Source organism: Nostoc sp. 'Peltigera membranacea cyanobiont' 213, assembly GCF_002245975.1.
Lineage (GTDB): Bacteria > Cyanobacteriota > Cyanobacteriia > Cyanobacteriales > Nostocaceae > Nostoc.
The window spans coordinates 21,953-46,104 of sequence record NZ_NOLI01000010.1 but is presented as its reverse complement, the minus strand read 5'-3'; the positions used below and the strand labels follow the sequence as shown (position 1 = coordinate 46,104).

The 24,152-nt window shown below is 39.0% G+C and carries 18 protein-coding genes and 1 pseudogene; 7 read left to right on the top strand and 12 right to left on the bottom strand.

What is annotated here, in order from left to right:
• Positions 1-205: 205 nt before the first annotated feature.
• The 3 genes from CDG77_RS04950 to CDG77_RS04940 form a co-directional block, all read right to left on the bottom strand.
• A complete protein-coding gene (locus CDG77_RS04950; RefSeq protein ID WP_094328297.1) occupies positions 206-1,255 on the bottom strand; it encodes a sensor histidine kinase in 1,050 nt (349 codons plus the stop codon).
• Between the two features lie 6 nt (positions 1,256-1,261).
• Complete coding sequence (locus CDG77_RS04945; protein ID WP_094328296.1) at positions 1,262-2,413, bottom strand: FIST signal transduction protein; 1,152 nt, start codon at positions 2,411-2,413, stop codon at positions 1,262-1,264.
• Between the two features lie 169 nt (positions 2,414-2,582).
• Positions 2,583-3,914 carry a hybrid sensor histidine kinase/response regulator gene (locus CDG77_RS04940; protein WP_094328295.1) on the bottom strand — a complete coding sequence of 444 codons (1,332 nt, stop codon included), beginning with the start codon at positions 3,912-3,914 and terminating at the stop codon, positions 2,583-2,585.
• A gap of 647 nt (positions 3,915-4,561) precedes the next feature.
• On the opposite strand from CDG77_RS04940, the gene CDG77_RS04935 reads away from it, so the two are divergent.
• A complete protein-coding gene (locus CDG77_RS04935) occupies positions 4,562-5,578 on the top strand; it encodes a terpene synthase family protein (protein WP_094328294.1) in 1,017 nt (338 codons plus the stop codon).
• A gap of 149 nt (positions 5,579-5,727) precedes the next feature.
• Entirely contained in the window at positions 5,728-7,131 is a 1,404-nt protein-coding gene (locus CDG77_RS04930; protein ID WP_094328293.1) for a cytochrome P450, read from the top strand.
• A gap of 215 nt (positions 7,132-7,346) precedes the next feature.
• Here the strand turns inward: CDG77_RS04930 and CDG77_RS04925 are convergent, their stop codons facing one another.
• On the bottom strand, positions 7,347-13,028 hold the full coding sequence (locus tag CDG77_RS04925) for a trifunctional serine/threonine-protein kinase/ATP-binding protein/sensor histidine kinase (RefSeq protein WP_094328292.1): 5,682 nt from the start codon (positions 13,026-13,028) through the stop codon (positions 7,347-7,349).
• A 601-nt stretch (positions 13,029-13,629) separates the two neighbouring features.
• Entirely contained in the window at positions 13,630-14,316 is a 687-nt protein-coding gene (locus tag CDG77_RS04920; protein WP_094328291.1) for a response regulator, read from the bottom strand.
• A 343-nt stretch (positions 14,317-14,659) separates the two neighbouring features.
• Between CDG77_RS04920 and lipA the strand changes: the two genes are divergently transcribed.
• Both lipA and CDG77_RS04910 read left to right on the top strand, forming a co-directional pair.
• The gene (gene lipA, locus CDG77_RS04915; RefSeq protein ID WP_094328290.1) at positions 14,660-15,580 is read left to right on the top strand and encodes a lipoyl synthase; all 921 of its coding nucleotides are present in this window, start codon (positions 14,660-14,662) and stop codon (positions 15,578-15,580) included.
• A 142-nt stretch (positions 15,581-15,722) separates the two neighbouring features.
• The gene (locus CDG77_RS04910; RefSeq protein ID WP_094328289.1) at positions 15,723-15,872 is read left to right on the top strand and encodes a photosystem I protein PsaX; all 150 of its coding nucleotides are present in this window, start codon (positions 15,723-15,725) and stop codon (positions 15,870-15,872) included.
• 21 nt (positions 15,873-15,893) lie between these two features.
• Here the strand turns inward: CDG77_RS04910 and CDG77_RS04905 are convergent, their stop codons facing one another.
• Entirely contained in the window at positions 15,894-16,760 is an 867-nt protein-coding gene (locus CDG77_RS04905; protein WP_094328288.1) for a branched-chain amino acid ABC transporter permease, read from the bottom strand.
• Positions 16,761-16,967: 207 nt separating this feature from the next.
• Here CDG77_RS04905 and hrmK point away from each other — a divergent pair, with 207 nt between their 5' ends.
• Positions 16,968-18,797 carry a hybrid histidine kinase/response regulator HrmK gene (gene hrmK / locus CDG77_RS04900; RefSeq protein ID WP_094328287.1) on the top strand — a complete coding sequence of 610 codons (1,830 nt, stop codon included), beginning with the start codon at positions 16,968-16,970 and terminating at the stop codon, positions 18,795-18,797.
• A 120-nt stretch (positions 18,798-18,917) separates the two neighbouring features.
• Entirely contained in the window at positions 18,918-19,745 is an 828-nt protein-coding gene (gene larE / locus CDG77_RS04895) for an ATP-dependent sacrificial sulfur transferase LarE (protein ID WP_181154541.1), read from the top strand.
• Between the two features lie 25 nt (positions 19,746-19,770).
• Here the strand turns inward: larE and CDG77_RS04890 are convergent, their stop codons facing one another.
• Complete coding sequence (locus tag CDG77_RS04890) at positions 19,771-20,133, bottom strand: DUF4864 domain-containing protein (RefSeq protein WP_094328285.1); 363 nt, start codon at positions 20,131-20,133, stop codon at positions 19,771-19,773.
• Between the two features lie 63 nt (positions 20,134-20,196).
• A complete protein-coding gene (locus CDG77_RS04885; protein WP_094328284.1) occupies positions 20,197-21,252 on the bottom strand; it encodes an SGNH/GDSL hydrolase family protein in 1,056 nt (351 codons plus the stop codon).
• A gap of 714 nt (positions 21,253-21,966) precedes the next feature.
• Here CDG77_RS04885 and CDG77_RS04880 point away from each other — a divergent pair.
• Complete coding sequence (locus tag CDG77_RS04880; RefSeq protein ID WP_094328283.1) at positions 21,967-22,161, top strand: hypothetical protein; 195 nt, start codon at positions 21,967-21,969, stop codon at positions 22,159-22,161.
• A gap of 66 nt (positions 22,162-22,227) precedes the next feature.
• On the opposite strand, the pseudogene CDG77_RS04875 reads toward CDG77_RS04880, so the two are convergent.
• From CDG77_RS04875 to CDG77_RS04860, 4 genes and pseudogenes are all read right to left on the bottom strand, one after another.
• A pseudogene (locus tag CDG77_RS04875) lies at positions 22,228-22,365 on the bottom strand (DNA methyltransferase); the annotation flags it as partial.
• Between the two features lie 43 nt (positions 22,366-22,408).
• A complete protein-coding gene (locus CDG77_RS04870; RefSeq protein WP_094328282.1) occupies positions 22,409-22,882 on the bottom strand; it encodes a DUF7689 domain-containing protein in 474 nt (157 codons plus the stop codon).
• Positions 22,876-23,409 (bottom strand): hypothetical protein, encoded by a 534-nt coding sequence (locus tag CDG77_RS37360; protein WP_223269710.1) that lies wholly within the window; start codon positions 23,407-23,409, stop codon positions 22,876-22,878. The genes CDG77_RS04870 and CDG77_RS37360 overlap by 7 nt, the downstream gene beginning before the upstream one ends.
• Before the next feature lie 11 nt (positions 23,410-23,420).
• On the bottom strand, positions 23,421-24,104 hold the full coding sequence (locus CDG77_RS04860) for a hypothetical protein (protein ID WP_094328281.1): 684 nt from the start codon (positions 24,102-24,104) through the stop codon (positions 23,421-23,423).
• Between the last annotated feature and the right edge of the window lie 48 nt (positions 24,105-24,152).

The following is a 24,152-nucleotide window of genomic DNA, read 5'->3' as shown; positions in this document are numbered from 1 at the left end:
AATCTTGTCGTTGCGATAGTTCCCGATTTTGCAAAGTCTCTTCTAGGTTAAATCCCATTGTCACCATGAAAATAAATCAGCTTGCTTACAATCAGGGGAAAAGTTTTCTGTTTTTCATAAATTAATTTTGGTTCTTTTAAAGCATAATAAATTATTATGTATGAACTGTAAAATCTTAATTTTCACTAAAATTAAATTTACTATTTTAATAAATGGGAATGCTAATGATAAATTCAGAACCTTTTCCTAGCACAGATTCTACTTCTAGAGTTCCTCTATGTTTTTGGACGATTATTTGATAGGCAATTGATAATCCTAATCCTGTTCCTTTTCCCACAGGTTTAGTTGTGAATAAATGGTCAAACATTTTTTGCTGAATATCAGGCGATATTCCTACACCATTATCTTTAATTCTAATCAATGCATGATTTTTATCTTGAATTTGGACAGTAGCAGTATGAATTGTAATTTGATTGGGATTTTTCTCAATTTCATCAAAACTCAATCCAGAAATAGATTCTTCTAAAGCATCAATAGCGTTTGCCAACAGATTCATAAATACCTGATTAAGTTGTCCTGGGAAGCATGTTAAAGGAGGAAGCTTACCGTAATTTTTAATTACTTGAATAGCTGGACGAATCTTACTATATTTCAATCGGTGTTTGAGAATTAAGAGAGTGTTATCAATACCTTCATGTAGGTTAAACATGACTTTTTTTTCTGTATCTGCTCTAGAGAAAGTTCGCAAGCTTTTGCTAATATTATAAATGCGATCGGTGCCTTCCTTCATTGATGAAATAAGCTTAGGTAAATCCTCACGTATATATTCTAGATCCATCAACTTGATTGTTTCTTGAATTTGTTGAGATGTTTGAGGATAGGTTTCCTGATAAAGATCGATCAGAGATAACAAATTTTGAATATACTCTTGAGCCGGAGTCAGATTACCTGCTATAAAACCAACTGGGTTGTTAATTTCATGAGCTACGTCGGCAACAAGACTTCCTAAACTAGACATTTTATTCTGCATTATCTGAAGATTAAAAAGCATCATTTCTAGTTCGTGACTTCTTTCTTGTAAATTGTTTTGATATTCTTTTAATTCAGCAATTACTTTCCTGAGCAAATATTCTTTTTTTTCATTTGTTTCTTCTAGTTTTACCCGATCTGCCTCAGAACGTTCTAATTGCTTTTGGATAATTCTATTCGCTTTTTTGAGTTCCTTAATTTCTTTTTGATAATCTACAATTTCCATCACCTTTTACCGAGTTCCCAAAATTAAAGTTACAAAAGTTTCATTGTGAAATTGTGTCTGACTATTTCGATCTATAGGAGCGATTTCTCCATAAGAATAAAATCCACAACCAGGTAAATGGTAAGTCAGACAGAGTTTTGTATTCTGATATTCTTCTTTTGCTCTCGTACCAAGTATTTGCCGACGAGCTACACATGAAAAAAATAAAGCAGCACTTGGTTCTATACCTGGATAATTATCTAAGGCATTCATAAATGATGCTTTGGAAGCTGCCAAAATATCTTCATAACCTGCTTCTGCAATTTGAATAACAGCTCGATCGGGAATATCTGCAAAAAATGTGATGCTACCAGATTCCTGATTGTAAGCAATAGGCGCTCTTATATAAAAATTTTCTCTATTCCGATCAAATACTGCTAGAGGATATTCCATTGAAGGAGGAAGTAACCCTAGATAATGATGATAAAAATCTAAAGCTGGCTTACCATCTATTTCATAGAGTATGTTCTTATCTACTTTAGTCACTTGGCTTATTTGACCGATGGGATGCCAACCACTTGCAACACCATGAGAAAACAATATTGTGCCCGAAAAAAGTAGAATTGGTACAGAATCACTTAATACTTCTGTTTGAAAGAATTGATATGTATTTTGATATCTGGACTGATCGCCTGCTAAACCACCGAATATTGGCACATGCTGGTCAAGGGCTAACTTTAAACCATTCAATATAGATACACCGCTAATTGTAAGACTCTCTGGATGAGTTAAACATAGCTTGGGAGTTGCAGTACTTTTTGCTTTGGCTTGCTCCACAGCTTGTTTAGTTACAGCAATTGGATCGCCTGAAACTTTGCGTCCAACTCCTGCATAAATTTCAACTTCGTCTGAGCAAAACAACATCAAGGTGATTGAGTCTTGCTGAAACTCTAAGACTGAAGAAATTTCTCCATCTGTTGTTCCACCAATCAACTCAATCCCCGGAAAAACCTGATGAATTTGCTGTAAAATAAGAGAATGTTCAAAGTCAATTGCAGAAAAAAGAATCCCAGCTTTTGGTATATCTGCTCCAAGGGAACTGATACATTGTTGAAGAACTTCTTCAACTGCTGATAGAGAATCGGGATCGTTACTGTGACCTACTACTGTTTTAAACATAAATTTATCTATATGGAGTGCTAATGATTTTTCTACAAGGTTATAGTTTTGAAATGACCAGAAATATTTTAATTATGTATTAGTTTTTGATGAAAATACTAGGATAGCTTACTGCTAATTTTAAGCAAGCTATGGACAAAAATAATTTCTAATATTTCCATAATACTACTTAGTATAATGATGTAATAGGAAGTTTAATGATAAACTCTGAACCTTCTCCTAGTGCTGAATTTACCTCCAGAGTTCCTTCATGTTTTTCAACAACAATTTGACGAGCAATTGATAATCCTAATCCTGTACCTTGACCCACAGGCTTGGTGGTGAATAAATATTCAAAGATTTTTTGCTGGACATCAGCCGACATTCCCACCCCATTATCTTTAATTCTAATTAAAATATGATTATTGTTTTCAGCGAGAGTGGTCTGAATCAAAATTTGATTAGGATTTGCTTCAATTTCAATATAAGTCCGTCCTATATTAGACTCCTCTAAAGCATCAATAGCATTTGCTAATAAATTCATAAATACCTGATTTAGTTGTCCAATAAAGCATTCTAAATCTGGCAAATTATCGTAATCTCTAATGATTTGAATTTCGGGTCGTTCCTCAGATGCTTTTAAGCGGTGTTTAAGAATCATGATTGTGCTATCGATGCCATCATGAATGTTGCAATAAACTTTGCGATCGCTATCTGCGCGAGAAAAGGTTCTCAGACTGGTACTAATATTACGAATGCGCTGAACACCCTCTTTCATTGAGGAAATTAAGTTAGGTAGATCGGAAAGCATATACTTCAAATCTATCGCTGCAATTTCCTCTTGAATTTCTGGAACTGGATTAGGATAGTGCTGCTGATAGAGATCGATGAGGTTAATCATGTCTTGGAAATATACTGAAGCGTGTCCGAGATTGCCATGAATAAAACCAACTGGATTATTAATTTCATGAGCAACTCCTGCTACTAATTGACCAAGGGCAGACATTTTTTCTGTCTGTACAAGCTGAAGTTGAGACTCTTGTAGGTCTTTTAATACCCTAGACAACGCTGCTGTCCTTTCTGCGACTCGTTTCTCTAAAGTTTTTGTGAGATTTCGTAATTGCAAATGGGTTTTAATTCTAGCTAATAATTCTTCTTCATGAAAGGGTTTAGTGATGTAATCAACTGCTCCTATATTTAGACCCTTTACTTTACTATCAGTATCCGAATTTGCTGTCATAAAAATTACTGGAATATCACAAGTAGCTAAGTTCTCTTTCAACCTTTGACAAGTTTCAAATCCATCTAATCCTGGCATCATTACATCTAATAAAATTAAGTCGGGCAATCTATTTTCAGCCTGCTTTATTGCCCTCGCTCCATCATTTTCTGTAGCAACTTTAAAGCCAAAATTCGTTAATATGTTAAAGACAATTTCTAAATTTGTAGTAGTATCATCAACTACTAAAATCAAACTATCTTCTGGGAGATTAAGTATTTGTAAGGATGACTTGTAATTCATATATTTAAATTAAGTTAATTCCTTATTTATTGTTTACTATTGCCCTGCGATCGCAGCTAAGTCACCTCTACTTTTTTTCGCAGACGGACTGACAATTTTATTCTCTGACAATCCTATAGTTCCCAAAAAGTCTGATAACAGCAACATTCTCACACCAAATTGCTCTATACGACCATAGGAGCGATCGCTACATCATCGACATCAATCCCAAATCTGCACTTTCACTAGAGTTGAAGATCCTCTTGAATGAAGGCGATCGCTCTAAGATTAGTTGTTATTACCCTTGTCTTTCGATAAAAATTGTGCTAATTAGAACAATATTATTGATGCCATAAGTGAACTTATTCAGTTAGTCAACAGTATGTATTATGTTCTTAATAAAACTATATCTATTTTTAAAAAAAATTTATAATTCAGGATAATCTCGGTTATTTTTAGCTAAAAAATATTGAACAATAAGCAGTAATCTTTGAAATATTCATATTAAGTTTACGTATCAGTTATAGAGATGTAAATTATATTTACACATTATAGAAAACGTGTAGTTATAGTGAATTTTTCAAAAATCTCCGTTAGAGACACTTAAAAAATATATCGCTTTTGTTCTCTTGTAATTCATCTTCTTTACTGCAAACTAATATATTTCTATGAAGGAACTACTTTCCTCTGATTTATATTGTCCATTTTCATCCCATATCAATAAGCACGTTGATGTTTTAGAAGAGTCTGCTCTGGAATGGGTAACTCGCTTTAACTTACTAGCAAATGAATCAGTTTATCAACGCTTTACCAAATCAAATTTTTTCAGGTTAGTAGCAGGTGCTTATCCTTACTGCGATCTGGAAAAAATCAAGATCGCTAGTGATTTGTTCAGTTGGCTGTTTATTTGGGATGACCAATGCGACATGTCAGATTTAGGCCAACAACCTGAAGTACTCAAGCTTTTTCACAAGAGATTTATTGAAATATTAAATGGAACGGAACTTGAAAGCAACGATATACACCTTAGCTATGCTTTAAGTGACCTCCGACAACGGATGCTCCAAATAGGGAGTATAAAATGGTTCCATCACTTTGTTTGTAGCTTTGAGGAATACTTCGCCGGATGTGTACAGGAAGCAAGTAACCGCGCACAGGAAATTATACCGGATATTGATACTTATATCAGAATCCGGAACTTAAGTTCAGCAGGGGATCTTACCGTAGTACTGATTGAATTTTGCGATCAATTGCTGATTCCTGATATTTTACGACAGCACGACATCTTCAAAAAACTTAAGGAGAAGATAATTAATATTCTTGCCTGGTGTAATGATATCTTCTCGTATGCTAGAGAAATGGCAAGTGGTGATGTTCACAATTTAGTATTGGTATTGCACTATCAACAGCAAATACCTTTAGAACTAGCGATTAAGCGTGCAATCGAAATCCACGATCGAGAGGTACGAGAACTGATTAAATTAGAAGCATCTCTACCCTCTTTTGGAGAAGAATTAGATGCGGAACTTGCAAAATATATATCAGGAATGTATGCCTGGATACGTGGGAATCTAGATTGGTACTTTAATTCCGATCGCTATCAAACTATAGAAAGGCTAGAGTTGGTAGAAACTTTGGAGCTAGATAAATCTCAAACTAATCCGAAAGTTTTACTACCATCCTGACAAAAATTATCCGATTTAAGCAAAGATTTACCACGATGCTCCAAACGGCTTTTTTCAAAAAGCTAGTTTTAAGTAGATTCAATTTTTCTGCTTCCAAGTTAATCGATATTACTCCATAACTAACGATATAAAATTAACGCCATTTCAGCATGAAAAATAAAACGCAACTACCTAATCCCCTAAAAGCTCCCTCTTTTATCCAGAAAATCCAGTGGGTTGCAGACCCTGTTAGTTTCATGGTAAATGCAGCCCAACAATATCCTGACATTTTTACTGCTGAGGTAATTGGTTTTGGGGAAACAGTGGTTTTCGTGAACCATCCTCAAGCAATCAAGGAAATTTTGACTAATGATAGGAAGAAGTTTCCATTCGTTGGTAGAGGAAACAAAATATTTGAACCCTTAGCTGGGGAATATTCACTCCTTATGCTGAACGGTGAACACCATAAACGGCGGCGACAACTTACAATGCCTTCCTTTCATGGCGATAGAATGCGAGCCTACGGTGCTTTGATTTCTAATCTCACCGAACAAGTCTTTAGTCAGCTACCACTCAATCAGCCCTTTTTAGCTCGTAGTGCAATGCAGGAGATTTCTCTGCAAATCATTTTACAAGCTATCTTTGGCTTGCATAAGGGGGCACGTTACGACAAAATCAAGCGCTTAGTGGCGTTACTTTTGGATCTCTTTAGCTCACCCCTTACTTCTAGCTTTCTGTTTTTTCCCTTCTTGCAACAAGATTTAGGAGCTTGGAGTCCTTGGGGATGGTTTCTGCGTCAACGGCAACAAATTTATGAATTGCTTTACGCTGAAATTGCCCAACGCCGGGAGGAACCCAATCCAAATCGCATTGATATCTTATCCTTGCTGATGTTAGCGCGGGATGAAGCAGGTAATCCGATGACAGATGAAGAGTTGCGCGATGATTTGATGACACTGATGGTAGCAGGACATGAGACAGTTGCAACAGCAATGGCTTGGGGATTGTATTGGATTCATCATTTACCGAAAGTCCGAGAGAAATTGCTTCAAGAACTTGATTCTCTCGGTGATTCTCCAGATCCCATAAGTATTTCCCAACTGCCTTATCTCACGGCTATTTGTAATGAAACTTTGCGAATTCACCCGATTGCGATGTTCGCGTTCCCCAGGCTAGGTCAAGAATCCTGTGAACTACTAGGACATCCTATACCTCCTGGAACGTTACTGGTTCCCTGTATTTACTTAGCTCATCAACGCGAGGATTTATATCCCCAACCTCAGCAATTTAAACCAGAACGCTTTTTAGAACAAGAATTTTCTGCCTATGAATTTTTACCCTTTGGTGGTGGAGTCCGTCGCTGTATGGGTGAAGCTTTGGCTGTGTTTGAAATGAAGTTAGTATTAGCAAAAGTCCTGTCAGGTTATCAACTCGATCTAGTTGGTAATCAGCCGGAGCGTCCTCAACGTCGAGGTTTTGCACTTGCGCCAGCTAATGGGGTCAAAATGGTAGCTACAGGACGACGTGTGCGTAAAGAGCCTCTAGAGAATATGACAACCACATCCGTCTTTTAGGAATCTATCAGAGCTATTTTAATAAATACTAGAAATCTATTTTTTGGAACAAATTAGGTTTTTAAAATTGTTAGGTTGAGTAGAGTGGAGTAAAACCCAATCTACAAAAAATAGATTTACGACCAGTTTTTCCGGTGGCGTGTAATTAAAAACCCAGGTTTTCAGAAAAGCTGGGTTTTTAACACTCTTATATTTGGGCTTGACAGATTACTAATCTAGCCCTCTAACTGTTGCATCGGTATCTCAATCGTAAACTTAGTTCCCTCTCCTGGCGTAGAATCACAGTTCAAACTACCTTTGTGTTTGTCTACAATAATCTGATAGCTAATGGACAACCCTAACCCTGTGCCACTTCCTACCGACTTGGTAGTGAAAAATGGGTCAAATATTTTATGCTGCACCGCTTTTGTCATACCACAACCGTTATCAGCAATCCGAATTATCGCTGTATTAGAATCTGTTAGTTCAGTCAAGATGTGAATTTGTCCTACCAAATGAGAATCTGCTGATGCGTCTATATTCTTGGTTATTTGTTCTTCGTGATTTACCAGTGATTGATGACCAATGATAAATGAATCTTCTAAAGCATCGATTGCATTACTCAGGATATTCATAAACACCTGATTCAATTGACCGGGGTAACACATAACTTCTGGTAAATTTCCATATTCTTTGATGACTTCAATTTCAGGAAAATTGCTCTTTTCTTGAAATCGGTGTTGTAAAATCATTAAAGTGCTGTCTATCCCCTGATGAATATCTACAGGCTTCATCTCAGATTCATCTAGACGAGAAAAGTTGCGTAGGCCCAAAACAATATTTCGGATACGCAAACTCCCAACCTTCATGGAATCTAAAATTTTTAGCAAGTCTGCTGCTAGAAAAGGTATGTCAATCTCCTCAGATTTCTCTTCAACTAAAGGCGAAGGATGGGGATATTCTTGCTGATAAATAACTATCAAATCTAGCAAATCTTGAACATATTCGCTGGCATGATTAATATTGCCATGAATAAAGTTGATGGGGTTATTGATTTCATGGGCAATTCCCGCCACCATTTGTCCCAAAGAGGACATTTTTTCACTTTGAATCAATTGGATCTGGGTACGTTGTAATTCTTGGAGAGCCTGTTGTAAACTGTGATTTTTGTCATTGATTTCCTGCGTTCTTTTCTGGACTTTATCCTCTAGGGTATGATTGTATTCCTCCAAGCTTTCTTTAGCTTGGGCCAAATTTTTGTAGAGGATAGCATTTTCTAGAGAGATTGCTGCTTGAGTGGTGAGGAGTTTGAGGACTTCTACGCGATCGCGTGTAAAGGCTCCTGTGGTAAGCTGATTTTCTAGGTAAAGAATCCCAATCAATTTACCTTGATTTAGAAGAGGTATAGACAATAAACTCTTAGGCTCTTCGCTAATAATATAGTTGTCACCTGCGAGAAAAGAAACAGCCATTGCATCATCAATAACTAAGATTTCTCTGGAGCGCTTAACATAGTTAATCAAAGTGATGGGAACATCGTAGCTTGACTCAAGGGAAGTGGATGGAAACTCAGTGTAGGTATGCTCAAAATTGGAACTTGAACAAATAGCCGTGACAGTTAATGCTAAGTTATTCCCTTCGCTCAAAACTAAAGCGCATTTCGAGGCTCCTGCATTCTCCATAACAACTTCCATCAAAGTAGAAAGTAGTCGCTCAAGCTCGATTTCCCCAGAGAGTGCTTGAGAAGCTTTAATGAATGCGGCTAAATCCAGAGAATCAGAAATACTTGTCTTCGATGAGCCAATAACAGTTTGATAATTACTCAAAGTAGACAGAGATGATATAGATGTGTTGATTAAAGAACTGCTTTCCTCCCTAGTAGGGATGCTAAGTTTTTCTTGCTGGAATATAGGAGTAAGTAATTGGGGATAACGTTTTACCAAATCGTCAACTTTGGCTTTTGCTCCCCAGTTAACGTATCCATAGTAGGCATCAATTAAGTAGGTTTGGGCAATTTTTTGCTTGCCCCATTTGAGATAAAATTTAGCTGCCAGTTCCTGAGCTAAAGCTACTTCATTCTTGTAGTCATGTTCTTGAGCTAGGGAGATAGCACAATCGTATGCTTCCATTGCCTCAAGATATTTCTCTCCAACCCGATGTCTTTCTGCCTCCACCAAATAAAATTTATGCAAATTATTCATTGGGGCGTGATATGCCCAATATTGTATCTTTTCCTGATTAGCTTGCACCTTATCGAGAATGCACTTTTGTTCTGAATCAGATGCGTCATTGTACACCGCCAGTTTAGCCAGAGAATCGTAAAAATAGAAAAAAGGAACAACCAGTTGTCCTGTACCACTATCTAAATATTTTTCTGCTAGGGTAGCATTTTCAGTTGCTTGAGGGAACTGCTGAAACAAATAGCATAAATGTAGTTTATGAAAATATAAATATAAAAGTCCGATTCCATCCTTGGCTTCCAAGTGAAGTGGCAGCATTTTTTCCTCATCATAGGCTTCACCAATTAAACGACAAGGATCTTCTGCAACGCCTAGTAAATTTAAGACACTCTGTTGATAGATGCAATTCCAGTTAAACGCTCTTTCTTGCTTGATTTGATTCAGGACATTACTGTAGTTTGCCATCTCGCGTTCCAGCCCTGTTAGTTCTCTACCTATGGAATAAGAACTGAAGCAATAAGACTGAATATCTAAGGCTGCAAATTCTAAACATCCTGTTTCCATCGCCAGAGAGTAAGCCTCTAGTAAAGGATTTAATGTTTCCTTCGGATGCTCCTTCCAATGCCGGATACCTGCATGAAATACCTCCATGACTTTTGCTTCAACTTCTTTGGCATTGTACTTAGCCACCAAACTTAAAGCCAGTTTGCCAAAATGATAGCCAGACTGAATATCTCCCTTTTCGCTACAGAGGATCGTTCCGTAAAGAACGTATGCAAAGGCGGACAAGGGAGCGTTACCATATTTGAGTGATAAGTTGATTTGTTTAAGAACAATCAGTAGAAAAAGTTCAGGAGTGACTGCATAGGCGAAAAAAAGTGCATTGGATAGAATCTGCATAACTACCAATGTTTGTTCTGCCACCATTTCTGGTAGATCAATTAAATCTTCAATACACTTTCCATTTAAATTTGATGTTAATTCAGCTAGCGATCGCTGAATATCTAACTGGCTAGGATTTTCAGGTAACTCAACTTCTAACAACTTTAGAACACTTAGCGCAGTCCTGACAGATTCTAGTGCTTGATTCTGCGCTCCATAGGCTTTAATTTTGACTTCATAAACTTTTACTTTCTCTAGTAGTGTTTTTGCTCGTGCCAACACTACCTCTACTAATTGCTCCATTTGCTTAAAGTCGCCAGCTAGATACGCTGCCTCTGCTGCTGTCTCATACAAAGCTAGAATTAGCTTATATTTAGTCTCCCAGCCATTATCTGTCAGCAGTTGGATGCCGATAGTTAAATACTTCACAGCCGATGGATAAGCTGTTGATGCTAAAGCTTTACGTCCAGCAGTCAGATTCATCTGGGCTAGTTCATCTCGTTTAGCTTGAGGGGAGATGAATTCTACTGCGATATTAAACTGATTGACAAGCTCAAAAATCTTTTCTTCCTGTTCTGCAACCGGAATATTGTTCAATAACAGTAGCCCAATTTTTAAGTGAATTGGCTTTTTTTGTTCTTCAGGAATCAAAGAATAAGCGGCTTGCTGAACTCGATCGTGTACGAATTTATATTTAGGTAGCTGTAAATTAGAACTTGAAAATTGGGTAGATTCTATTCCATGAACAATAAATTCTTGATTAGTATTTTCTTTTGCAAAAATATTGTAATTCTCAGCCTGTGGTAAAACTAATCCATCAAGTAATGCTTGCCATAAGTCTGATGCTGTATCTACTACAGATTTTTCATTGACGATCGCTAGACTTTTTAAGTCAAATTGATTACCAATACAGGCAGCTAGTTTCAGAACCTTTTGGGTATATATTGGCAATTTCTCTATTTGGAGGGCAATAAATTCTACTACATCATCTGTGAGAGCTAACTCTTTGACTTTGGAAATATCATACTGCCAATGACCGACATCAAAGTTTAATAATATTAGCCCATCATCATGTAAAGACTTGAGGAATTGGACGGAAAAGAATGGGTTGCCTTTCGTTTTTGCAAACACCATTTGCGTGAGAGGAACTGCAACGACTTCAGGACAATGTAGAGTATCAGCAATTAGATGATTTAAATCACCCTGATTTAAGGGTGCTAGAGTGATTGTATTAATGGTTGCTCCCGATCTTTCAATCTCTTGTAATGTAAAATAAAGGGGATCTACCTTGAAAACTTCATTATCTCGATAAGAACCAATTAACAATAAGCCTCCCTGATTTTCATGTCTCTGTTCTGCCTTTTCTGAAACAGAACACAATAGGCTTTCACATATTAATAACTGAATTAACTTTAAAGAGGCTGTATCTGCCCATTGTAAGTCATCAAGAAAGATAACTAGGGGATGTTCTTTAGTTGTGAAAATTTGAATAAATTTTTTAAACAATAAATTGAAACGATTTTTGGCAGCACTGCCAGAGAGTTCTGTAACAGCAGGTTGCTTACCAATAATTTGTTCGAGTTCAGGAATTACATCGATAATTACCTGGGTCTGTGTACCCAATTCCAGCAGAATTTTGGCTTTCCATTGTTGAATTTGGGCATCAGTCTCTGAGAGTAGTTGCCCGATTAAGTCCCGAAAAGCTTGCACCAATCCTGATAAGGGAATGTCACGTTGAAACTGGTCAAATTTTCCTTTGATGAAGTAACTACGCTGCCGGACAATAGGTTTATGGACTTCATTGACCACAGCAGTTTTACCAATGCCAGAGAAACCCGCAACTAATATCATTTCTGTTGCCCCTTCTGTCACACGCTTAAAAGCAGCGAGTAGGGTTTCAACTTCAGCTTGGCGACCATAGAGTTTTTCAGGGATTACAAAACGGTCTGAGATGTCCCTCACACCTAGTTTAAAAGGGGCAATATTTCCTGTATCTTGCCACTGGTTTTGGCACACCTCCAAGTCATGCTTTAACCCCAAAGCACTCTGATAGCGGTCTTCGGCATTTTTTGCCATCAGTTTACTAATAATCTCAGACAAAATTGCCGGAATCTTAGAGTTAATCCGGCTGGCTTTTAGCGATTGTTTGGCGATATGAGAGTAAACCAACTCCATCGGATCTTTAGTGGTGAAGGGTAACTGTCCAGTGAGGAGGTGAAAGAAGGTAACACCAAGGGAATAAAAATCAGTCCGATAGTCGATACCTCGGTTCATCCTTCCAGTTTGTTCTGGAGAAATGTAAGCCAAAGTCCCTTCTAAGATGTTGGGATTAGTGAGAAATTTAATTTCTCTTGGTAGGAGAGTAGCTATACTAAAATCGATGATTTTTATTTCATCTGTGGTAGGATTTATTAGAATATTGGCAGGCTTGATATCTTTGTGAATGATGCGATCGCTATGCAATCCTTCAAGGGTAGAAGTAATTTTAATAGCAATGGGGAAAAACTCATTGAGGGAAAGAAAATTTTCCTCCTTCTCCTTATTCTCTAGTCGCCAATCTTGTAGAGAAATGCCACCAAAATCTTCCATCACTAGGGCGTAGGTATTACGGTAGCTTTCTAAGCTATAGGTTTTGACTATCCCAGGAAGATCGAGGTTTTTGGTAATGATATATTGATTGCGGAACTGGGCGATTTCTGCGAACGTAGGATATTCGTTCCGCATTAACTTGAGAATGACTAGTTTTTGGTCTTGTTCTCTAATGCCCCGATAAACTAGGGTTTTACTGCCGGAGTAAATTTGCTCAGTGATGCGATAGCCAGGAAACGCATATAATGTATCTAATACTACTAACATCGCAGACTATGCTCATAATTCTTGTTTCTATGGTTTAGTATTCCCGTGTGAAGGCTATCATTATCATGAAATAAGAATTTCATTTGTTTAGTTTGGATTAAGAAAAATATTTTTTACCTAAATATCTGCTCTTGAACTATGTAATTATGAACAGGATAATTTGGGTATAAAGACATAAGCTTACCAACCATATTGTTACTAAATTTATCTGGTAAATATTTGCTATTGGTGCTTTTTTCTGTGGGACAGCTATCGAGTTGTGATGTAGATTTTGGAGATAGCAAATTAAACAACAAAAAAGCCTGCCGTTCTTCTTAGGTTAAGAGCAAACTGCGGCAGGTTTAGTGGGTTTAAGACTGCTTTTTTAGAGTGTAAACATCTTCTCCTTCGAAGACGCTGCACGAATAGAGAATTCAAAATTCAAAAATTATAAAGGCGCAGATAATTGCTAGTTATTTTTTCCTGTTTTTGAATTTTGTTGTCAACGATGATTTGTCAACATAAGTGTTTTTGAACTAACTATTTTTACCCGCTTTTAATCGGACACCCGTTATGAAAAACGGGGTGTTTTCGACTGCGATAATAATAATGAGGACAAATGCTACTTGATTTTTTGTTTAATAAAAGTCACAACCTGAGTTAGCTGTTTCTTCAAGCCATCGATTTCAGCTTGCATTTTGACAATTTTCTCGTTCAAGGCATTAATTTCTGCCTCAGAGACTCCTCCGGTAGTAGGGGTTGCGTTGCTTGCCGCCGTAGGCATCGCAGTATTTGCAGCAGTTGGAGTTGCTAACGTCGCAGTGTTTGCGACGCTAGGGGCTGCCACTGTAGCAGTTGCAACACTAGAGGTTGTAACTGTGCTATTTTTAACAGCAACCCCCGCTCCCACTGCAACTAATTCTGGGCGTGGCTGTTTCGCCTTGGTCATCGCTAACTTAATTGCGTTAATTAGTTGCTTTTGATCGAAAGGTTTGCCCAGAAATTCAAAGTATTCAAAGGGTTCTGTGATTTTCTCAGTTACTTCTTCCTTGCGACCAGACATGATCACCAAAGGAATTTTCCTTAATTCCGGATCGGCTTGAACTTTCTGGAAAACCTCCCAGCCACTCATTTTAGGCAACAGGAAATCCAGCATAATCAGGCTGAGTTTTTCCTGAAGGATAAAATTTAGTCCTTCTAAACCGTCTTTTGCTTCCAGTACCTCAAAATTGCCCGGAGGCAACATTTCTCGTACTTTTACCCTGACAACTGTAGTGTCATCGATAACTAAAATCTTGTTGCTTGCCACGACTGTTTGCTCTAACAGAAACTTTAAGTGTAAATAGCGGCTTTGCCGATTGTCCTTGAGAATCCTCCCACTATATACAAAATTTCTAGCAATTGGGGGATAGTATATTTCGGTATAAATGACATTGTTATAGGTGTTTTACAAAACCCTTGCTTACTGTTTTTTCGATTTATGTCATGGTGATATTTAAGGCTTTAGCTTTGATTTGAGGCATAAAGGACACGGAGACATGGTGATTTCATTCAGAGTGTTCCCGTATTTCCCGTTTGCTGCGTCTATTGTTATCTATCATTTGTTAATTGACACAACACTCCTCTAGTATCCGTATCTTGCTTGGATGTCTATGATTTCGCCACAACAAGCTGAACTAAAGTCTGAAATTGCAGCAATGCCTAGCTGGTTACGTCGCCCTATCGGTAAGGCCAGTGAAATATCTACCGTACAACGCATTATTAAACAGCGCCAAATTCACACAATTTGTGAAGAAGGGCGCTGTCCTAACCGGGGAGAGTGCTATGCCCAAAAAACTGCAACTTTCTTGCTAATGGGGCCTACTTGCACGCGCTCTTGTGCTTTTTGTCAAGTAGATAAAGGTCATTCACCGATGCCTCTTGATTTAGAGGAACCCCAAAAGGTAGCAGAGGCTGTACAGCTTTTGGGATTGCGTTATGTGGTGCTGACTTCTGTTGCCCGTGATGACTTGCCCGATCAAGGCGCAGGGCATTTTGTGGAGACGATCGCTACTATCCGCCAGTTGAACCCAGAAACTCAAATTGAAGTGCTGACTCCAGATTTTTGGGGTGGTGCTGGTGTTGGGGAATTAGGTCAACGCCAACGAATAGCGATGGTTGTGAAAGCTAAACCAGCGTGTTTCAATCACAATATCGAGACAGTGCGGCGGTTAACTGGGCCAGTGCGTCGGGGAGCCAAATACGATCGCTCACTTTCAGTACTAGCTACGATCAAAGAAATCGATTCGACAATTCCCACCAAATCAGGTTTGATGCTGGGACACGGCGAAACACTTGATGAAGTTATTGAAGCAATGGCTGATTTAAGGGCTGTGGAGTGCGATCGCTTGACTCTCGGACAGTATATGCGTCCTTCCTTAGAACATCTCCCAGTCCAAAAATATTGGACTCCAGAGGAATTCGATCAACTCGGCAGATTAGCATGGGAAATGGGATTCAACCATGTCCGGTCTGGGCCTCTGGTTCGCAGTTCCTATCATGCTGGAGAGAAGGGAGGAGGGAGTGGGGAGTAGGGAGCAGGGGAAAAACCAATGCCCAATGCCCAATGCCCAATGCCCCATTCCCAAATTTACACAAATATTCTTAAAGAATTTGGGTATTTGGTACGCCAGTTTGGTATTTCTTAGAAAGTCATGACATTAGGAGAATCGGATTATGACCGCTAAAACAACAAAGAATCCTGCAAATTCCCCAGTTGCCGACAGTGGAGCTAAACCTCCCTACCCCTATCGCACAGGCTGGGCAATATTCTTATTAGCTATCAATTTCCTGGTAGCAGCCTGGTATTTCCACATTATTGAATAGTTAGAAGTGGAATGGTGCTGCTCAAATCGTTCCTTTGAATAAACCTTTGGGACGAATGAGCAGCACCAAAATCATGATTAACAGTGCTACACCCTGTTTATACTGTGAACCCAGCCAGGGCGTGCTGATTTCCTGGACGATGCCAATGATAAAAGCTGCTGCGATCGCACCGTAAGGGTTGCCAATCCCCCCAAGAATCACTGAGGCAAATAACGGTAGAATTAAGAACCACCCCATATTGGGACGCACGGCTGTAATTAAACCATACATACTGCCGCCTAATGACGTAAGAGTGCCAGCAATTAGCCAAGTCCAGAAAATTACTCGGTCAACATTGATACCTGAAACCCTGGCTAAGTCCAGATCGTCAGCAACTGCTCGCATCGCCTTACCAATTTTGGTATTTTGCAGCAAGTAATGCAGCCCCAAAATTGCTAGCACAGCTAACCCCAATACCAATAATTGATTTTGCGGTACCTTTAAGCCAAAGATGTCTAAAGCTGTGGTAACAGGCAAATTATAATTTTGGTTCTTGCCACCCCAGATCAAAATAATGCCATTGCGAAGAAATAAGGCAAGTCCGATAGAAATAATAATTAGCGTAGTGGAAGTAGCACGGATAGAGCGCATCCTAGACCACAATAACTTTTCCGATAAGAGCATTGCTGCTACTGTTCCTATTGCCGCCAGGATCATTGACAGCCAAATATTAACTCCAATACTATTGATCAGCCAAGTGAGATAGGCTCCTAAAGTCAGAAAGTCACCATGAGCAAAGTTCGATAACCGTAAAATTCCATAAGTAAGAGTGAGTCCGACTGCGGCTAGAGCAATAATGCTTCCTACCGCAATTCCATTGACGATTAGTTGGGCGAATTGTGTATCCATAATTCTTAAGTTGCGTTTTAAAAATTTTAAGTCAGTGGTTCATATAATAATTTTTTTGGACTAGCTGCTAAACTCGACATCATAAGTTATGGTTTATAACAACATAAGTTATGGTTTATAAATAAAAAAGAATTGTCCGCTAATATACATAAAAATCCAAAGAGGATTTTTATGTGAAGCTAAATTTGCTCAGCTGTCTAGTTGACCATGCAGCAGTACTCAAGCTTACCAGACCACAACTCACAGATAGATGCAACGCCAAAACTTTTGACAACCATTCAGCAACTTCGCGCCAAGTTGTGGCTGGAGAGCAGCTTGAACCAGTTGCAAAGTCGCCTTAATCATTACCTGCTTTCTGCTTGTAACACCGTCCTACAGGCAGGAGCCGCAGAAGCAGAAATTCTCCAAACTGTGGTTAACGAAATTGACACTGCTGTGAACAGCAGCAATCTGGTGCTTACAGTTTATGCCGTAGGCATTGCTCTGTTTCAACCACAAGAAACTGTTGCCACAGTTTGTTATGTTTCTCGTTCTCCATCCCCAAACTCACAACCTTTATTTCTGGAAGTGCTGACAGCAGAAAAAAAGCTGCTGTTAAGATTGCAAGAGATTATAGAAATCGAAGATTTGCAACAGCTTGAGAATCAACAGCCACCGAGTGCTTGGCGGTTAGCTGATGATTCTGGTAGGGTTATGGGCTGGCTAATTATCGCCGCAGCGCCCCTAAGCTCTAATTGCGATCCACTCATAGAATCACAAGCTCAACTCAGATCGGAATTAATGGCCAGGTCTGCCAACTACTGTACAACAGCCTTGTTACAACTTAGATATATCCAATCTTGGCAGCAACAATATCAACAGTTAAGTAACTCTAATCAAGAATTGGAGCGCACCAATCAACTCAAAAATCAGTTTTTGGCAAACACCAGCCACGAAATTCGCACACCACTTGGTTCCATTATTGGGTTTACCCATCTGCTTTTAGCTCCAGGGTATGAACCACCTAAAGAACGTCAGCAAGAGTATTTAAATATTATTCAGTCTAGCGGCAAGCACTTGCTAGCTCTGATTAATGATATTTTGGATCTCTCTAAAATTGAAGCAAATCAGCTAGAGGTACAATGCGAGATAGTAGATGTGCCATTGCTGTGTAGCAATGTTTTGGCAATGGTGAAAGAGAAAGCCGCTAATAAGGGTTTAAAACTCCGTCTAGAAATTGACCCCGATATTACAACCCTAGTAGCTGACTCTTTGCGACTCAAGCAAATGCTGTTGAATTTACTCTTCAATGCCCTAAAGTTCACCAGCAAAGGAAGTGTTGGCTTACAGGTTGTCCCCGAAGGTGTATCTGTACATTTTACAGTTTGGGATACTGGCACTGGCATTTCTCAAGAAGACCAGACTCAACTATTTGAACCCTATTTCCAAATTGCCAAGGCTGTCGCTGGTGGTGCTGAAGGTACTGGTTTAGGTTTAGCAGTAACTCGGAAACTCGCCCAAATTCACGGTGGTTCTGTGGAAGTGAAATCTGAAGTAGGTGCCGGCTCCCGTTTTACCCTCATACTTCCCTTTAAACAAGAGGCGGGAGTGGTAAAAGATGAGGGAGATGAGGCAGGTAAGGAGGCAAAATCTTCTTCATCTCCTCTGCCTTCGAGCCTTAGTTCCTCCATAGATATTTTACTGGTAGAAAATGACTTACCCAACGCTGATTTGATGCAAATTTATCTACAAAAATTGGGATATCGGGTCACTTGGGTCAAGAATGCTGCCGAAATGTGGGAAGCTCTAACACAGCTAGAGCCAGCAGTGATTTTAATGGATGTTTTTCTGGCAGATGAAAATGGTCTTAACTTGGTGCAACAACTGCGAGAAAATCAGCAATATCGCACGATTCCGGTAATTGTTCAAACAGCAATGGCGATGAAAGGCGATCGCGAAACCTGTCTAGCAGCTGGAGCAAATGACTATATTTCTAAACCGATTGATTTACCACTTTTAGCCAGTCTGGTAGCCAAGTACAGCAACCCGCCAATATGAAGGGAGAGAAGAGGCGGGGAGCAGGGAGCAGGGAGACAAGGGGAATAAGCAATGACCAATGACCAATGACTACAATAGAAATTGTTGGGTGCTATAGGGTTTAGGCAGGATTGGGAAATGATGCTGACAGAAAAATTTGAGCAATTAAAAGCCTTATTTCAAGAGATGGAGCAGGCGTTGATTGCCTACTCTGGAGGCGTTGATAGCACCTTGGTTGCCAAAATTGCTTATGATGCCTTGGGCGATCGCGCTCTGGCTGTTACGGCTGTTTCTCCTTCGCTGTTGCCAGAAGAGTTGGAAGATGCCAAAATTCAAGCTGCAACTATTGGGATTCCTCATAAAATCGTCCAGACTCACGAGATGGAAAATCCCAATTACACTTCTAACCCGGTTAATCGCTGTTATTTTTGCAAAAGTGAGTTGCACGACACTCTCAAACCTTTAGCTTTGCAGTTGGGTTATCCCTACGTAGTAGATGGGGTAAATGCCGATGATTTGCATGATTATCGCCCAGGAATTCAAGCAGCAAAAGAAAGAGGGGCGCGATCGCCTTTAGCAGAAGTGGGTATCACCAAAGTTGAAGTCCGCCAACTTTCGCAACAACTCGGTTTACCTTGGTGGGATAAACCCGCTCAACCTTGCCTAAGTTCTCGGTTTCCTTATGGTGAGGAGATTACTGTCGCTAAGTTACAACGAGTTGGTAGAGGAGAAATTTTCTTAAGAAAGCTGGGTTGGCAGAATTTGCGCGTGCGATCGGAAGGGGATACAGCACGCATTGAATTATCACCAGAACAAATTAAAGATTTTGTGTTAAAGACAGATTTGCAGAAAGTCGTTTCTGCATTTCAGGATTTCGGATTTCTTTACGTAACCCTGGATTTAGAAGGTTATCGCAGTGGTAAGTTAAATCAGATTTTAAATCGGGAAGCTTTGGGGGTTAAAGCATAAAATTTTTCCTGTATGGAAATAGAATTTATATTTCTTTACCTTCTATAGAAACTAGAAAGCAACCGTTAATCTTCCAGGTATTATCCGGCTGTTTTTCCATAAAATATAAAGCTCTTAAAGGAACTCCATTAGGAGAAAGTAGTAGCACTTGCTGAGTTATGTTTCCCTGGATGGCTGTTATCTTCTCAAAAAAGACAGAACGAGGACGGTATACTGTTGGGTAGCCGATCTTCACCATCTGCATAAAATTTTCTGGTGTGCCAAATTGCGCCTGAATTCCCGGACTGGCGAAGGCAAAAGCGCCTTCGCCATCATCCTTTTTAAAGGCTGCCAATTGGTGTTCAATTAGAGAACGGATGGTGATGGCATCGTTATCGGTAACTTCCATAGGTATAAAAAATTGCGTAGGCGCAGCCCGTCGTAGACATCACCTCAAACATAGAGCGATCGCTCAATCTTCATGCTGAGTCAACTTGTATTCTATCTGTTGTAGTGCCGAGCGCCAGACATCATAACCCTCTTGGGACAGATGTAAACCGTCTGTGGTCAACTCTGGGCGCATACTGCCTTCCATATCCGTAAACCAGCTATAAATATTTAAATAATTAGCGCCTTCTTGTTTGGCAATCTGGGCAAGTTGGGTGTTTATGTGACGAATGCGGCTATTGGAAAGTTTTGGTAGGCGAGTAGGCAAAATTGATTGGACAATGATTTGAGCCTTCGGGTGAGCCTCCCGTAAACGACGGACAATCCGGCGATAATTACGCAAAATTGTGTCATCACTAGCGCCTTTTCGTAAGTCGTTAATCCCAGCCATGACATAAATCACATCCGGTCGGTTTGCCGAAAATGCCCCCAATCTTTTTAAAACTCCACTAGAAGTATCTCCAGAAATGCCTTGATTGAGCCACAATTTCCCCGTGGGCAATTTTTCTCTAGGAAACCACATGCTCAAAGAATCACCAACTAAGATACTTAGATGATTTGCACCTTGACCTTGAGCGATCGCTCTCGCTTCTAAAGTTAGTAAACTTTTCCAGTCATCATAAGTTAGTTGACGCTTCCCGATCGACTCCCACAAAGATTGCAAATTATCATTATCTACACGCGTATAAATCTGACCTGTTTTCAGAGCCGCCAATCTTTGGTAGTAAAGTTGATTACCAGATGTCAATGAAATACCAGCTGCTTGAGCGCTGGGTTTGACTAATGATTCCGTTGGGGCTGGTAATCCCTCACTACTGAGTTCGGGTACGCTAGTGACGTTTTTCTCACCTGCTATTGGCTGCGAATTTTTTAGGGGTTGAAACGTTTGCCCACTGAGTTCTAGTAAGGAGAGATCAACGCTGGGGATGATTTGTCTACTTACTATTGTCTGCGAGCCTTGTTTTAAATCCCACAGGAATCTAGAACTTTCTGGTAGGACAATTGACAAATGTGGAAGAGCCGATGCTGGTATTGCTAATCCTGTTAACAAGCCTGCTGCCAACAGATAAGGATCCCTCATCGCTTTGTCTCTCCTCTACTCACTGCTTTTCCCTATCACATGATTAGTTGTCTGTATTCAGGAAAATTTTACTTAGGTTAAGTTATTATTCTTATTTACACTGTATAGTTCTGTAAAGCGTGTTGAGGAGATTATCTTAGACAATTTACGATCTCTTTAAAGTAGGGTTTTCTCGGTGCTATACAAGTCTTATTTGTGAGAATACTTCTACTGAAAGTACTATTTTCAAAAGTAGACCATTTTTTATAACTCAGTGGTAACAAATATTGAAAGTGAGTGTAAACTTGGCGATTAGTTGATATCATACGATAATGTGCCCTTAATCAGCAAGCAAAAGGTTAGTTATAGTGAGATTTTGAGAATTTGCCCAAAAAAAGGTTAGACGCTCAAATTGATTGGGGATAACTCTGGAGTAATCTACAGCGCGGTAAAACAGTATACACGTTACGCTGATATGACAAAAGTTAAATTTATTTTCATCCAAAAGTTAGCTCCTAACTTTGATGGGATGATTAAAAGAGTTTGATACAGATAGTCCAAAAGTAGAATAAGTTTCTGTACTTCTGTTGTAGTTCTGTATATATAATTTCAAGTTTATGTTTACTCATAGAAGTATGAGTTGAAATACATTTAAATTAAGTTTTAACTATAGAAAATAACTTCATTAGAAGTGCTAAGATTTAGGCTTAATCATTAGTGCTTTCCTTTTATTCCGTGGCTAGAGCTAGTACAGCGATTGGTGTCAGTCCGATTATTAAGGAGATTGTGCAGAAACAGGCACATTCGACACGTTTAACACTGAAAGAAGTGATTCTTATGGGAATGTTAGCTATTGATAAACTAGACGAACGAGGTCGTCAAGAGCTAGCAGATCGAGTTCACCAAATGCAGGTAAATGGAGAAATTTAAGTAAGTAGTTATGAGTTATAAGTTATCAATTTTAACTCCTCAGTGCTGACTCTCGACTTAATTTGGTTATTGGCTAAATCGATAACGACTTCTCATTACATAATTTTCATTAATTTCAAAAGATATCCATCGACATTGCAGAGTTTCAGCAACAAAGCCAGTTGTATTAGAACCTGCAAATGGATCTAATACCATATCACCTTCAGACTTTTAATTAGCCTGGTAATTAGATTGTGCTAAATATTTTCTACACTGAAATTGATTTTTTCATAATACAGGCAACCTCACCATAACCAGGATTTCCAGTTAGCCCTTGTAAATTATTATGCTCTATATCTTCTAGCGATCCAAGCTTACTTGTCCATTTACCAGTAGGTAGTTGTCTAGCAACGTGAGTTGGTACTTTATTGGAATTAGTATATATAGCTATTTTTTGAAATCCCTCTTCTAAAACATCACCTTGGCAGACTTCATAGCCAAGCATTTTATATACTTCTTGAAAAGCTTCAAGGGTTTCTTCTCTAGGAACATTTGGTGGCCAGTAGTATTGATGTTGAATATCTGGCCACCACCATGTTTCATCATCTTCTGCTGCCCAAGCAATACAGTTGTAATCAATTGTATCTGGACTGGTAAGTTTGTATCCATAGACAGTGAGGTTAGGATAATCACGCTCGATTTTTTCTGTGACAAACTTAACCCAAGCGTTATTACCTACCACCTATAGCCTCTTTGCTTACCCCACTCTAGCCAAGCTTTAATCATCTCCTTTACCTTTCCCCTAGATTCTAGAGGAACAGGATCTTCTCTGCTGATGGATTTTAATGCCCAGAACCATTGTCCAGATTTCTTTTCAAGCTCCCTAAGTAAAAGTGGGATTACAGCTTTTCCCATACCAATAATTTGCTGGTATGCAGGGTGCATCGACATTTGATTAGTAGATGACACACTACAATTTTCTTCACGCCATTGGTTAACAAGGGACGTAAAGGTGGCTTCTAAGTCTACATCTCTAGAAGTAGTACGATATCGATAGCAATCTTTGTGTCCATATTTACGGACTTTAGGACTTTTGAAGAAGAGTAAATTGTCAAGATTATTTTCATCACGTATTCTTCGTTTATCCTCTGAATAATTCCAGTCTTCACTTTTTAATTTGAGTTTACTCACTTTATAATCAGGCTGAGAGTGCTTTAAACTCTTATGATTACTAGTAAGCCAAGAATTAGCCTTTTCTGCGACTACCATTTTTCTAACCTTTACTCTACGTCCCGATAATTTAAGAATGTAATATTTGCTTGATTTAGCATTAACTCGATAGCTTTTGCTTTTCTATCTGCTCTATCTAATTGTTCACGTAATTGCTCTAAATCTATTGAATCTAAGGCTACAAAAAACTCGTGTTTCCTGTCTGAATCTGCATACTCAATTTTGAGCATATGAACTATTGCTATACCGGCTGGCCCTTTTTCTAAGTCTGATTCAAAGATGGGACGCATATCAGTAAGAACACGAGAACGTGTAAATACACGTTCATGATCCCGTATAACTTCGATTGCTTTAGAGGTAACACTAAGTACCCCGTCAAACTCTAAAAAAGTAGTCAATCGCTGCTCAAGTTCTTGTTTTTGTTTGTCAGAAATATCTGGAAGTTCTTCATCATCCTGAACAGCTTGACTGATGCTCTTTACTAAATCATCTATAGATGTACCAGTGTAATCTCGGAAGTTGTATAAGGAAATTAAGGCTTCTATGATATCTACTACTTCTTCTACAGTCAAAACCTGAACCTGCGAAGCCACTGCTGATGCTAAATCCTCAATAAGTAGCGAGGGCGAGGCTTGCCTCAAAGCATTAATTAATTTTTCTACAGTTTTGCTGTCGATGCTTAAGAGTTGCTTGAACCCAGGCTTATATCTGTCTGGGATTTGCTGTTCTTCCATATTGCCCCTATCGCACTACAACAACCTAATACAGAAAATAACTAGAAA

Bases quoted from the DNA above. Each gene is read 5' to 3' on its own strand.
- CDG77_RS04950 (WP_094328297.1), bottom strand. From the start codon at position 1,255: ATGGAAATTGTAGATTATCAAAAAGAAATTAAGGAACTCAAAAAAGCG.
- CDG77_RS04945 (WP_094328296.1), bottom strand. From the start codon at position 2,413: ATGTTTAAAACAGTAGTAGGTCACAGTAACGATCCCGATTCTCTATCA.
- CDG77_RS04940 (WP_094328295.1), bottom strand. From the start codon at position 3,914: ATGAATTACAAGTCATCCTTACAAATACTTAATCTCCCAGAAGATAGT.
- CDG77_RS04935 (WP_094328294.1), top strand. From the start codon at position 4,562: ATGAAGGAACTACTTTCCTCTGATTTATATTGTCCATTTTCATCCCAT.
- CDG77_RS04930 (WP_094328293.1), top strand. From the start codon at position 5,728: ATGAAAAATAAAACGCAACTACCTAATCCCCTAAAAGCTCCCTCTTTT.
- CDG77_RS04925 (WP_094328292.1), bottom strand. From the start codon at position 13,028: ATGTTAGTAGTATTAGATACATTATATGCGTTTCCTGGCTATCGCATC.
- lipA (WP_094328290.1), top strand. From the start codon at position 14,660: ATGATTTCGCCACAACAAGCTGAACTAAAGTCTGAAATTGCAGCAATG.
- CDG77_RS04910 (WP_094328289.1), top strand. From the start codon at position 15,723: ATGACCGCTAAAACAACAAAGAATCCTGCAAATTCCCCAGTTGCCGAC.
- CDG77_RS04905 (WP_094328288.1), bottom strand. From the start codon at position 16,760: ATGGATACACAATTCGCCCAACTAATCGTCAATGGAATTGCGGTAGGA.
- hrmK (WP_094328287.1), top strand. From the start codon at position 16,968: ATGCAGCAGTACTCAAGCTTACCAGACCACAACTCACAGATAGATGCA.
- larE (WP_181154541.1), top strand. From the start codon at position 18,918: ATGCTGACAGAAAAATTTGAGCAATTAAAAGCCTTATTTCAAGAGATG.
- CDG77_RS04890 (WP_094328285.1), bottom strand. From the start codon at position 20,133: ATGGAAGTTACCGATAACGATGCCATCACCATCCGTTCTCTAATTGAA.
- CDG77_RS04885 (WP_094328284.1), bottom strand. From the start codon at position 21,252: ATGAGGGATCCTTATCTGTTGGCAGCAGGCTTGTTAACAGGATTAGCA.
- CDG77_RS37360 (WP_223269710.1), bottom strand. From the start codon at position 23,409: ATGGTAGTCGCAGAAAAGGCTAATTCTTGGCTTACTAGTAATCATAAG.
- CDG77_RS04860 (WP_094328281.1), bottom strand. From the start codon at position 24,104: ATGGAAGAACAGCAAATCCCAGACAGATATAAGCCTGGGTTCAAGCAA.